Here is a 12,586-nt window from a genome sequence, read left to right as displayed (position 1 = left end):
CTGGCGTTGACTTTTGGCACGCTGTTGAGTTCTCAAGGAACGGTCGCTTCCTTTGTACTCACCCTCTCGGGCTTTCCTCCGGGCTTCCCTTCGGTCTTGCGTTTCCGACTCTATCAGATCATTTTCCGATCCGATTTCCTCGGTGCTTTCCAGGTTCCCGCTCTCGCGTTTCCCTTTCCGGCGGTTCCGACTCTATCAGATCCTTTCGGCGTCTGATTCCCAGTCAGCGGGTGTTGTCTTCGCGGCTGTTGGGCCGTTCCGACGTCCCAAACCTTAGCGGATTCGCTCCACGATGCCCAATCGGGCCTTGCGGCTCGACCGGACAGCACAGAGACCCGAAATCGAATTGAATTCGGGCACGCCGAAATCAACCCGGTCGGGAGATCGTACTGGTGGTTTGAGTGCCGCTAATGCGGCGGAGGTGCTGTCGCAGAACCGTTACGGCCCCGCGGCAACCCGAAGAACTTTACGGATCGGGCAGGGGGGTGTCAAGTACCCCCTGTCAAGATCTTTTCCCGGCCCCGGTGACCTGCGTCAGTCCAGGTCGGTGAGGCGACCGCCGGCGTCGGGCTGGGCGTGCTCCACGCGGCGCAGCAGCCGGGTGAGGACCTCGCCGAGCACACCGCGCTCCGCCGGGGAGAGGTCCTGGAGCAGCTCCTCCTCGAAGACGGAGGCGAGGCGCATGGCCTCCAGCCACTTCTCGCGGCCCTCGGGGGTCAGCTCGACGATCACCCGGACGCGGTTGGACTCGTCCCGTTCCCGGGTGACCAGACCCTCGGCGACCATCCGGTCGATGCGGTGGGTCATCGCGGCCGGGGTGAGACCGAGCCGCTTGGCCAGCTCGCTGGGGCCCATCCGGTAGGGGGCGCCGGAGAGGACGAGGGCTTTGAGGACCTCCCACTCGGCGTTGCTGATGCCGAGGGCCGAGGTCTGGCGGCCGTAGGCGACGTGCATCCGGCGGTTGAGCCGGGACAGCGCCGAGACGACCTTCTCGACCTGGGGGTCGAGGTCCTGGAACTCACGCTGATAGGCGGCGATCTGTTCGTCGAGTGTCGGCTCGCCGGCGCCGGTGGTGTCGGCCATGCCCGAAGTATGGCACGAGCAAGCTTGGCATTGAAGTCCTTCGCCATGTAGTCTTTAGCTTCGAACTTTAGCTTCTAAGTCTTCAGACTTGAGCAGTCTGCGACTTGACTACCTGAGAGAGGTGAACGTGACCAGGGCGATGGGCGCAGCGATGCGCCGGATCCACGTGGGCAACGCACTCAGCGCGTTCGGGCTCGGCTTCACCGTCCCCTACCTGTACGTCTATGTGGCGCAGGTGCGCGGGCTGGGTGCCATGACGGCGGGGTTCGTGCTCGCCGTCTTCGCCGTGGCCGCGCTGATCATGCTGCCGTTCGCCGGCAGGGCGATCGTGCGGCGCGGCCCGCTGCCGGTCCTTCTCACCGCCTTGGTCATCGCCGCGATAGGAGCGTTGAGCCTGGGCCTGGCGGGCCATGCGGCGACCGTGCTGGCCGCGGCCGCGCTGCTCGGGGCCGGGCAGGCCGTGATGCAGCCGGCGCTGGCGACGATGATCGTGGACTCCTCGACCGCGGAGACCCGGTCCCGGGCGTTCGCGACCCAGTTCTTCCTGCAGAACCTGGGGCTGGGTGTCGGCGGCCTCATCGGCGGTCACCTGGTCGACACGACCCGGGTCTCCTCCTTCACGCTGCTGTTCGCGATCGAGGCGGCGATGTTCCTGCTGCTGGTCGTGGTGATGTCGACGGTTCGAATACCGCACGCCCCGCGGATCGCGGGCGTTCCGGCCTCGGGCGCCAAGGACGGCTGGCAGCGGCTGCTCGGGAACCGGGCGATGGTGCAGCTGTGCGTGCTGGGCTTCGTGCTGTTCTTCGCGTGCTACGGACAGTTCGAGTCCGGGCTGAGCGCGTACGGCGTCGAGGCGGCGGGGATATCGACGTCCGCGCTGGGCACCGCGCTGGCCGCGAACACCCTGATGATCGTGGTCGCTCAGTTCGCCGTGCTCAAGTTCGTGGAGCGCCGGCGGCGGTCCCGGGTGATCGCGGGGGTCGGGCTGATCTGGGCCGTGGCGTGGGTCGCGGCGGGTTACGCGGGGCTGGGGCACGGCAGTCAGGAGATGGCGACGGCCGCGTTCGTGTCGACGTACGCGCTGTTCGGGCTGGGTGAGGCGATGCTGTCGCCGACGGTCGCTCCGCTGGTCGCCGACCTTGCGCCGACGGGCCTGGCCGGGCAGTACAACTCGGCGTTCGCCCTGGTGAAGCAGTTGGCACTGGCCGTGGGGCCGGCGGTGGGGGGTCCGATGGGAGCCTCACTGCATGGGCCGTACGTCGTGACGTTCCTGCTGTTCTCGCTGGGGATCAGCGTGCTGGCGGTACGGCTCGGCAAGCGGCTGACGGCGGCCCAGGACCAGCCTTGGATCGCCTCGAAGAGCGTGGTCGTGGCACGGGGCGGGGCTGCAGCGGAGTCCGTGTCCGCATAGGGGTGGCTGGGGCGGGGGGTTTCGCTTACCGGCGCTGGCAGGGTGCCGCTGCGCCCACCCGTGCCGCCCATGCGGCACGACTGCCCGCAGCTAGGTAGCTGGCGTGAGTGGAGCGCCCCGTAGCGGCGCGGGGCCGTGTCGATTTGCGGCTCCGCCGCGTGGGCGCGATCAGCCCCCACCCACCCGCAGCCAAGGCTCGACCCTCCCCTACCCCTTCGGCAGTACGAACTCGCACCACACCGCCTTCCCACCCCCCGGTGTCCTTCTCGACCCCCACCCCGAGGCGATCGTCGCCACGATCGCGATGCCCCGGCCCGACTCGTCGCCCGGTTCCGCGCGGCGGCGGCGCGGCAGGTGGTCGTCGCCGTCCGTCACCTCGATGATCAGGCGGCGGTCGGTGCGGCGGAGCCGCAGCCGCATGGGCGGGGTGCCGTGCTGAAGGGAATTGGCGACCAGCTCGCTCGTGGCGAGGACGCCCAGGTCGTGGAGTTCGGCCGGGAAGCGCCAGCTGGTCAGCACGCCGGAGGCGAACGCACGCGCGCGTGGTGCCGCTTCGACGCCGCCGAGGAGTTCCAGCGCCGCGTTGCGGAACAGCTCGCCGTCGGGGCCCGTGCGGGCCGGGTGCTGGAGAACCAGGACGGCGACATCGTCGTCGTGGTCGGCCGTGACGCCGGCCGAGCGGACCAGGCGGTCGCAGATGACCTGCGGGGTGCCGGTGGCTCCCGCCAGCGCGCGTTCGAGCGCGGCGATGCCCTCGTCCAGGTCCTCGTTACGGCGCTCCACGAGGCCGTCCGTGTAGAGGACGGCCGTGGAGCCGGGGCCCAGCGGTACCGAGCCCGACGTGTGGATCCAGCCGCCCGTGCCGAGCGGTGGGCCCGTCGGCTCGTCGGTGCGGAGCACACTGCCGTTCTCGTCGCGGACCAGGATCGGCAGGTGGCCGGCCGAGGCGTACACCAGCCGGCCCTCGTTCGGGTCGTGGACGGCGTAGGCGCAGGTGGCGATCTGGTTGGCGTCGATCTCGGTGGCGAGGCCGTCGAGGAGCTGGAGGACCTCGTGCGGGGGGAGGTCCAGGCGGGCGTAGGCGCGGACCGCCGTACGGAGCTGGCCCATGACGGCCGCCGCGCGGACACCCCGGCCCATCACGTCGCCGATGACGAGGGCGGTGCGGCCACCGCCGAGGGTGATGACGTCGTACCAGTCGCCGCCGACCGCGGCCTCGGTGCCGCCGGGCTGGTAGGTCGCGGCGATGCGCAGGTCGTCCGGTTGTTCGAGCTCCTGTGGGAGGAGGCTGCGCTGGAGGGTCACGGCCGTCTCGCGCTGGCGGCGCTCGCTGGCGCGCAGCCGCTCGGCCGCTTCCGCGTGGTCGGTGACGTCGGTGGCGAAGAGGAGGACGCCGCCGTCGTGGTCGCCGTTCTCCGCGACGGGTGTGCAGGTGAACGTGTAGGTGCGGCCGTCGAGCGCTTTGCGTGACTTCAGGGTGCGGGGCTTGCCGCTGCGCAGAACCTGGTCGAGGAGGGGGAGGAGACCGAGTTCGGCCAGTTCGGGCAGGGCCTCGCGGGCGGGAGCCCCAGGGGGTCGTACGCCGAAGGCCGTCGTATAGGCGTCGTTGACGTACCCGATGTGGTGGTCGGGGCCGTGGACGAGGGCGACCAGGGCCGGGACGCGGTCCAGGACGTCTCGGGCGGGCAGTTCGTCGACGGCGGGCAGACACGGCGAGTCGTCGGCCAGTTGTTCGACGCGGGCGGCGGGTACGGAGCCTTCCCCCCGTCGGTCCGGGGGGACCGCGTGGTCGGTCCGCGCTGCGGCGCGGCGCTGCGTTCCGGGGAGCCGGGCGCTCCAGCGCGTGAAGTTCACGAATCCTTGCCTCGTGTCGTCGTCTCCGGCCGGCTAACGGGAGCGGCCGGGGGCCGGGGGAAGTCCCCCGGTGCAGTTCTGGGGAGAAGCCTTGTGCTCGGTCGGGGGGCAGTCTGGCAGGGTGGCCGTCGGCGGCGACATCCGTCAGACGCCGGGGCGGGCCGTGGAGTTCCTGAGTTCCGTCAGGACGACCCGTTCGAGTCGTCGGAGGGACTGTGAGGAGGCTTTCCACCGGCCGCGAGTTCGAACTCCGCTCGGGGATGTTCGAGTGATCCGAGCGAGACGATCTCCCGTTTGAAGAGTCCGGAGAGGGTCCATTCGGCGAGCACACGGGCCTTGCGGTTGAAGGTGGGCACCCTGCTCAGGTGGTAGACGCGGTGCATGAACCAGGCAGGGTAGCCCTTCAGCTTGCGCCCGTAGACCTGGGCGACGCCTTTGTGCAGTCCCAGGGAGGCGACCGAGCCGACGTAGGCGTGGGCGTAGGTGTCGAGGGGTTCGCCGCGCAGTGCGTGGACGATGTTGTCGCCGAGGACCCCGGCCTGGCGGACCGCGTGCTGTGCGTTGGGGGCGGTCTCGGTGCCGGGTTCGGCGGCGGTGACGTCGGGAACGGCGGCGGCGTCGCCCGCGGCCCACGCGTGGTCGACGCCGTCGATCGCCAGCTCGGCGGTGCATTTCAGCCGCCCGCGCGGGGTGAGCGGAAGATCGGTGGCCGCGAGCACGGGGTGCGGTTTGACGCCGGCCGTCCACACGAGCGTCCGGGCCGGGAAGCGCTGGCCGTCGCTGAGGACGGCGATCCGGTCGGCGCAGGATTCCAGGCGGGTGTTCAGCAGCACCTGGATGTTGCGGCGGCGCAGCTCGGTGACGGTGTAGCGGCCCATCTCGGGGCCGACCTCCGGCAGGATCCGGTCGGTGGCCTCGACGAGGATCCACTTCATGTCCTCGGGCTGGACGTTGTGGTAGTACCGCGCGGCGTAGCGGGCCATGTCCTCCAGTTCGCCGAGGGCTTCCACGCCCGCGTAGCCGCCGCCGACGAAGACGAAGGTGAGGGCCGCGTCGCGGATCGCGGGGTCGCGGGTGGAGGAGGCGATGTCCATCTGCTCGATGACGTGGTTGCGCAGGCCGATGGCCTCCTCGACGGTCTTGAAGCCGATGCCGTGCTCGGCGAGACCGGGGATGGGCAGCGTGCGCGCGATCGAGCCGGGCGCGAGGACGAGTTCGTCGTACTCGAGGAAGGTGGCGCCTTTTCGCTCCTCGGCGGTGGCGAGGGTGGTGACTTCGGCGATGCGCTTGGCGTGCTCGATGGACGTCACCTCGCCGATGACGACATGGCACCGGTCCAGAACGCTCCGCAGGGGTACGACGACATGACGAGGGGAAATCGAACCCGCGGCCGCTTCGGGAAGGAACGGCTGGTACGTCATGTAGGGATCGGGGGTGACGACAGTGATGTCGACCTCGTCCCGCCTGAGCTCCGCCTTCAGCTTCCGCTGGAGCCGCAGGGCCGTGTACATCCCGACGTAGCCGCCGCCGACAACGAGAATGCGCGCACGTTCCTTCACCATCCCATGACGCACCCGTGACTGTTGTTTGTCCACAGCCCCGGCAATTTGTGTGACCGGCGGGCCGCTGTGCGGGGTGCCGGGCGCGCGGCCGGAGCCGGACGAAAGGGACCAGGTCAGCGGGGTCGGACGAGGGGGCGTGAAGGCAGCGAATCGGGATGTAAGCGACCCGTACTCCGATCGGGGGGCGCTCCGTGCGGAACGTCCCCCTTCTGAATTGACAGCCTCTCAACTATGTTCGTGTGTCGACGGGGTGTAGGGGATGTGGCCGAACGGTCCGCGACGGGCGGGTTCACCCGGCGGACGGTCCATGGATCGGCGACAGTTCCACTCGCTCCGGCTTTCACAGTGCGGGGAGAGTCTCCGGGGGGAGACATCATTAACCGGGGGAACACAGATGCATATTCAGGACACACATTGGGCATCGGCCTCCGCCCTCACGACGGGCGGCGGAACGGTGAGCGCGGCGACGGGCAACGGACGCGGCGACGGGCCGCGTACGACGCCGCTGCGGGTGGACGCACAGCGCAATCTGGAGCACGTGCTGCGTGCGGCGCGCGAGGTCTTCGGCGAGCTGGGTTACGGCGCGCCGATGGAGGACGTGGCGCGGCGGGCGCGGGTCGGGGTCGGTACGGTGTACCGGCGCTTCCCCAGCAAGGACGTGCTGGTCCGGCGGATAGCCGAGGAGGAGACCTCCAGGCTGACCGACCAGGCGCGGGCCGCGCTCGGGCAGGAGGACGAGCCGTGGTCGGCGCTGTCGCGCTTCCTGCGGACGTCGGTGGCGTCGGGGGCGGGGCGGTTGCTGCCGCCGCAGGTGCTGCGCGTCGGAGTGCCGGAGGAGGTCGGCGGTTCCGGCACCGGGGCCGAGGAGACCCGGGTGCCGCAGCAGCGGACGCAGCCGGGCGCCGGTGAGTTGCGGCTGGTGCCGGAGGAACGGGAGCCGACGCTCGGCGCCGACGACGACGCGGGAGCGGCCGAGCTGCTCGAAGTTGTCGGGCGGCTGGTGGAACGGGCACGTGCGGCGGGTGAGTTGCGGGCGGATGTCTCGGTGTCCGACGTGCTCCTGGTGATCGCCACGGCGGCGCCCTCGCTGCCGGATCCGGCACAGCAGGCGGCGGCTTCGTCGCGGCTGCTGGACATCCTGCTGGAGGGACTGCGGTCCCGGCCCTGACGGTGCCGTGACGGTGCCCCGTGCTTGGCGGCGCGGGGCCCGTCTGCTGATGCTTCCCCTCAGGGGTAATCGTCAGTGCACCGCACCGACAAGTGCGCTCGGACGAGTGGTACGCCCGTCGCCCGGGGGGCTGAACAAAAGCCAATGTGGCAGTCTGACCCGGTGATTCGGTCGGGTTGGGCAGGCATCGGGGGCGTTCCGCGATGAGCGTTGACGGGTGGGACGAGTCCGCCGGTGAGGAACTGACCTCGCCGCAGGTGCCCAGTCAGGGCGGGCGGGCCGGTGTTCCGCCCGTCGGCGAACCGACGGAAGGGAACGTTCCGGCACAGCGGAGCGGGAGTCTGCTGCCGCCGCCCCGGGAGCTGCCGCCCGCCGACACCCAGTTGATCGAGCGGATGCGGGGTGGCGACGACTCGGCGTACGAGGAGTTGTACCGGCGGCACGCGGACGCGGTACGGCGCTACGCGCGGACCTGCTGCCGGGACGGGCACACCGCGGACGACCTGACCGCCGAGGTCTTCGCCCGGATGCTGCAGGCGGTACGCGGCGGGGCCGGGCCCGAGTACGCCGTGCGCGCCTATCTGCTCACCTCCGTACGGCGGGTCGCCGCGCAGTGGACCAAGTCGGCCCGGCGTGAGCAACTGGTCGACGACTTCGCACTGTTCGCGGCGCAGTCCGCGCGCGGCTCCGAGGCCGCCGACGACACCGCATCCGTCGGCTCTTTCGGAGCGGGGCTGGAGCTCGGCGCCGATGTGCGGGCGATGCACGAGGCCGAGCAGTCGATGGCGATGCAGGCCTTCCGTTCGCTGCCCGAGCGCTGGCAGGCGGTGCTGTGGCACACCGAGGTCGAGGACGAGTCGCCGAGCGAGGTGGCCACCCTGTTCGGGCTGGACGCCAACGGCACGCGCGTCCTTGCCAGCCGGGCCCGTGAGGGGCTGAAGCAGGCCTACCTCCAGGCCCATGTGAGCGCCTCGCTCATCGACGACGAGGAGTGCGCCCGCTACGCCGACCAACTCGGCGGCTACGCCCGCCGCAAGCTGCGCATCCGCGCGGAGCGGGGGCTGCGCGAGCATCTGGAGGGGTGCGCCAAGTGCCGGCTGGCCGCCGCCCAGATCGAGGAGGTCGCCGCCGGTATCCCGGCCGTCGTACCGGTCGCTGTCATCGGCTGGTTCGGGGCCGCCGGATACGCCAAGGCGCTGGGGATCATCGCCGGCGGTGCCGGAGTGGGGGCCGCGGGCGCGGCCGCCGCGGCGGGCGGTTCGTCCGGCGGGGCGGGGGGCGGCGGTGCCGGTGGTGGTGCCGCCTCGGAGGGGCTGGGGGCGCCGGTGAAGGCCGGTATCGCGGCCGGGGTGGTCGCGGTGGCCGCCGCCGCGCTGGCCCTCGCCCTGGTGAACGACAGCCACCCGCCCAAGGAGGTGGCCCGCCCCACCCCCTCCGCGCCGGCCGTCGAGCCCGGGACGCCGACCCCGGCCCCCGCCCCGCCGAAGCGGGCGCCGCGACCCGAGCCGGTCGTCCTCGCCCCGGAGCCGACCCCGACGCCCACCCCGAGCCCCACCCCGACTCCGAAGCCGACCCCGAGCCCCAGGCCGACCCCCACCCCCACTCCGAAGCCCCGGCCGACCCCGACGCCGGCGCCCAGTCCCACCCCGACGCCCACGCCGCCGCCCGCCCCGGTCGTCTACCAGTGGAGCGAGCTGCGCTTCGACGTCACCGGCGACGGCACCCAGCCCGAGATGCGGCTCGGCGAGAGCAGCTGGGTGTGGCAGCGGTACGGGGTGACGGTCGCCGGCGAGCGGTATGCGAACGGCGTCGCCGTGCACGGCCGGTCCTCCGTCACCATCGACCTCAACCGCGAGTGCACCGCCTACGACGCGATGGCCGGCGTCGACGACATGACGCTCGGCCTCGGCAAGGTCGCCTTCGCCGTCTACGCGGACGGGGAACGGCTGTGGCGGTCCGGGACGGTCGAGGGCGGACAGGCCGCCGTGCCCGTCCATGTGAACCTCGCCGGGCACCGGACCGTGCGTCTGGTGGTCGAACCGGAGACCGGCCTCGACTCGGTGGCACTCGCCGACTGGGCCGACTCGAAGTTCACCTGCCGGTAGCGGTGCCCGTGGGCGTCCCGCCCAGTTCGCGCAGGACGTCCTCCTCGGTGAGGGACGCACCGCGCGAGCGCTCGGCCGCGTAACGCTCCGGGGTCAGCGACACGCGCGCGGCCGCGTCGATCTCCACGGCGCGGGTGCGCTCCGGCTCGGGGCGGACGCTGCCGGCCCGCCAGTGGTCGGCGGCGGCGAACAGCCGTACCGCGCCCGCCAGATCGCCGAGCCGGGCCAGCAGGTCGGCGCCGACGTCCGCCAGCGCCGCCGTGATCACCTCGGCGCACCGGGCCTCCATCGCCTCGCGCAGCCCACCGGCCAGGATCGGCAGCCCCTGCCGCGGGCCCTGCTCCATCGCCGTGATCAGGGCATCGACCGCGTGGAACCCCGCCATGAACTGCGGCGGCGGGGCGCCGCCCCGCGTCGCCGCGCGGGCGGCCTCGCAGAACGCGCGCGCCTGGACCAGATCCCCCTCGTGCTGGGCCATGTGCGCCCGCAGCAGCGCCACGAACGCCTGAGACTCCGCCACCCCGTACCGGTCGGAGGCCTCGCTCGCCCGGTCCAGGGTGGCCCGGGCGGTCACCCGGTCGCCGGAGCGGTAGGCGATCTCGGCGAGCCGCGCGATCAGGAACGGCGTCTCGGCGTAGGCGCCGACCTCCTGGGCCAGCCGCAGCGCCTCCTCGTACTCGGTCTCGGCCTCCGTGAACAGGCCGCGCGCCATGGCCGCCTCACCGGCCGCGCTGCACACCTGTGCCCGCATCCAGCGGTCCCCGACCCGGCGGCTGAGGATCCGCAGCTCCGCCAGGTCCTCGTCGACGCCCCGCAGATTGCCGGGCGAGTCGACCATGACATGGGCGCGGTACATCAGGGTGACGCCGATCTCCCAGTCGCCGCCGTACACCCGGCAGTTGGCGACGACCGCGGCCATGTCGGGGCCGACGTCCGCCGAGCTGCCGAGAAACCAGGCGGTCAGCGGCCAGATGATGCCCGGCAGCCGGGCGGCCCGGGGACCGCCCGCCTCGAAGGCGCTCCGGACCAGCGCGATGTACTTCGGGGCCCGCTCGTCCGTCACCAGGCCGGCCGAGGCGGACTCGGACGCCAGGAGCAGGTCGAACAGCCGCAGGTCCATGCGCATTTCGTGCAGCGGGTGCCCGGTGTCGGCGTCCGGAGCGGCCAGCAGAGCGCCCACCGGGTCCGCCGCGTCGGCCAGCGCGCGCAGTTCCTCCGGGCCGGCGCCGTCCGGCAGGGCGTCCCGGGCGACGCCCAGGCGCAGCACCGCGCCCATCCAGGTCATGGCCTCCAGGCGGTAGTTCCGCAGCCACCAGAACCAGCTGACGGCGAGGACGATCCCGCCCGCCAGCGCCTCGTCGCCCGCGTACACCGCGCGGTCGAGGGCGGCGCGGATGTTGTCGAGGTCGGTCTCCAGGCGGCGGATCCACGGGAGCTGCTCGACGGACCGCAGCTTCGGCGCCGCCTCCTCCACCAGCGCCCGCACCCAGACGCCGTGCCGGCGCTCGGCCGCCGCGCGCAGCCCCGGGACCTCGGCGGCACGCTCGACGGCGTACTCGTGGATGGTCTCCAGCATGCGGTAGCGCATCCCGCCGGTGCCGTCCGGGCCGTCCGGGGCGGCGACGACCAGGGACTTGTCGACGAGCGCACCGAGGAGGTCGGCGACGGGGCCGGTGCACACGGCCTCCGCCGCCGCGAGGTCCCAGCCGCCGGCGAAGACGGACACCTCGCGCAGGACCGTGCGCTCCCCCTCGTCGAGCAGGTCCCAGGACCAGTCGACGACCGCGCGCAGGGTCTGCTGGCGGGGCAGGAGCGTGCGACTGCCGGAGGTGAGCAGGCGGAAGCGGTCGTCGAGCCGGTCGGCGATCTGCCGGGGCGTCAGCAGCCGCAGCCGGGCCGCCGCGAGCTCGATGGCGAGCGGCAATCCGTCCAGGCGGCGGCAGATCTCGTCGACCGCGGTCCACTCGCCCGGCGCGCCAGGAGCGCCGGGACGGACCGTGGCGGCGCGCTCCTCGAAGAGCCGGTGCGCCTGCTCGGGGGCGAGGGGCTCGACCGGGCGCACCGACTCACCAGGGACGCCGAGGGGTTCACGGCTGGTGGCGAGGATCGTGAGCCCCGGGCAGCGGGTGAGCAGGGTCTCGGCGAGGGCGGCCGCCGCTTCGATGACATGTTCGCAGTTGTCAAGGATCAGGAGTTGGCTGCGCCGCGCGCAGTACTCGACGAGCAGGGCCGTGGGGTCGGCCTGCGGGGTCGCCAGCTCGTTGGTCATGAGCACGGTCTCGCGCAGACCGAGCGCGCTGACCACCGCGCCTGGCACCGCCTCCGGCCGGTCGAGCGGGGCGAGCTCGACGAGCCATGCCTGCGGGAGCCCGGCGGCGGCCTCCTCGGCGAGACGGGTCTTTCCGGAGCCGCCCGGTCCGGTGAGGGTGACGAGGCGGGCCCTGTGCAATTCGGAACGAACCGCGTCGAGTTCGGGTTCCCGGCCCACGAAAGAGGTAAGCCGTGGACGCAGGTTGCCGGTACGGGGCGGGAGTGCGCCCGGCGGGGCCGGCTCCTGTCTCAGCAACGACGCGTGCAGGGCCTGGAGTTCCGGGCCGGGGTCGGTGCCGAGGCCGTCGGCGAGGGTGCGGCGGGCGGTCTCGTACGCGGCGAGGGCGTCCGCCGGGCGGCCGGTGTCGCGCAGGGCGCGGATGAGGAGGGCGTGCAGCGGTTCGTCGTACGGGTGCGCCGTCGTCAGCTGGGTCAGCTCCGGTACGGCGTCGGAGGCGCGGCCGAGGCGGAGGGCGGCGTCGGCGCGGGCGCGGATGGCCTCCAGCCGGAGCGCCTCGGGACGGGCGGCGGCCGGTACACGGTCGGGGAGGTCGGCGAGGACGGGGCCGCGCCACAGGGCGAGGGCCTCGGTGAGGACACGGTGGGCTGTCGCCGGGTCGGCGGCGAGGGCGGCCGCGCCTTCGCGTACCCGGCGTTCGAAGACGTGCAGGTCGATGTCGTCCTCGGCCGCGTCCAGGCGGTAACCGCCGGGGGTGGAGGCGACGGTGTCCTTGCCGAGGACGCGCCGGAGCCGGCCGACGAGGGCCTGGAGGGCGGCCGGGGCGTCCTGCGGCGGGTCGTCGTCCGCCGCCCAGACCTCCTGGATGAGGGTCTCGGGGGTGAGGGTGCGGTTGGGGTGGAGAGCGAGGACGGTGAGCAGCGCGCGGAGGCGGGGGCCGCCGATGGGTATGGGGGTGCCCTGGTCGTCAGTCGCCTGGGCCACACCCAGAATCCGGTACCGCACCGGGTCATTGTCGCCGGGTCGTGGGGATCGGGCACGAGGGTTTCCGAGGCGGGGCACGGGGGCCGTTGGCTGGGGGTGCCCGGGGTGGGGGCTGGGGGCGGGGGGGTTCGCTTACCGGCGCTTGCAGGG

The 12,586-nt window shown here is 72.5% G+C and carries 8 protein-coding genes; 4 read left to right on the top strand and 4 right to left on the bottom strand.

From position 1 onward, the window contains the following. Positions 1-216: hypothetical protein (locus ACGFZQ_RS41550; protein WP_393844773.1), on the top strand; the 216-nt coding region annotated here is incomplete at its 5' end. 318 nt (positions 217-534) lie between these two features. On the opposite strand, the gene ACGFZQ_RS41545 is transcribed toward ACGFZQ_RS41550, so the two are convergent. Further along, a complete protein-coding gene (locus ACGFZQ_RS41545; RefSeq protein ID WP_351744371.1) occupies positions 535-1,083 on the bottom strand; it encodes a MarR family transcriptional regulator in 549 nt (182 codons plus the stop codon). A 139-nt stretch (positions 1,084-1,222) separates the two neighbouring features. On the opposite strand from ACGFZQ_RS41545, the gene ACGFZQ_RS41540 reads away from it, so the two are divergent. Then, complete coding sequence (locus ACGFZQ_RS41540) at positions 1,223-2,494, top strand: MFS transporter (RefSeq protein WP_393844781.1); 1,272 nt, start codon at positions 1,223-1,225, stop codon at positions 2,492-2,494. 207 nt (positions 2,495-2,701) lie between these two features. Here the strand turns inward: ACGFZQ_RS41540 and ACGFZQ_RS41535 are convergent, their stop codons facing one another. Together ACGFZQ_RS41535 and ACGFZQ_RS41530 are read right to left on the bottom strand one after the other, a co-directional pair. Further along, on the bottom strand, positions 2,702-4,348 hold the full coding sequence (locus ACGFZQ_RS41535; protein ID WP_393844772.1) for a SpoIIE family protein phosphatase: 1,647 nt from the start codon (positions 4,346-4,348) through the stop codon (positions 2,702-2,704). A 182-nt stretch (positions 4,349-4,530) separates the two neighbouring features. Further along, on the bottom strand, positions 4,531-5,910 hold the full coding sequence (locus ACGFZQ_RS41530; protein WP_393844771.1) for an NAD(P)/FAD-dependent oxidoreductase: 1,380 nt from the start codon (positions 5,908-5,910) through the stop codon (positions 4,531-4,533). Positions 5,911-6,304: 394 nt separating this feature from the next. Here ACGFZQ_RS41530 and ACGFZQ_RS41525 point away from each other — a divergent pair, with 394 nt between their 5' ends. Both ACGFZQ_RS41525 and ACGFZQ_RS41520 read left to right on the top strand, forming a co-directional pair. Continuing rightward, entirely contained in the window at positions 6,305-7,078 is a 774-nt protein-coding gene (locus tag ACGFZQ_RS41525; protein ID WP_351713589.1) for a helix-turn-helix domain-containing protein, read from the top strand. A gap of 203 nt (positions 7,079-7,281) precedes the next feature. Beyond that, positions 7,282-9,183, top strand: coding sequence for a sigma-70 family RNA polymerase sigma factor (locus ACGFZQ_RS41520; protein ID WP_393844770.1), 1,902 nt, complete (start codon positions 7,282-7,284; stop codon positions 9,181-9,183). Here ACGFZQ_RS41520 and ACGFZQ_RS41515 read toward each other — a convergent pair. After that, complete coding sequence (locus tag ACGFZQ_RS41515; RefSeq protein WP_393844769.1) at positions 9,170-12,457, bottom strand: BTAD domain-containing putative transcriptional regulator; 3,288 nt, start codon at positions 12,455-12,457, stop codon at positions 9,170-9,172. The genes ACGFZQ_RS41520 and ACGFZQ_RS41515 overlap by 14 nt on opposite strands. Positions 12,458-12,586 lie beyond the last annotated feature (129 nt).

The sequence above is a fragment of the Streptomyces sp. NPDC048254 genome, assembly GCF_043201895.1.
Lineage (GTDB): Bacteria > Actinomycetota > Actinomycetes > Streptomycetales > Streptomycetaceae > Streptomyces.
Note: the sequence above shows the minus strand (reverse complement) of the source record. Positions and strands in the feature narration are given on the sequence as shown.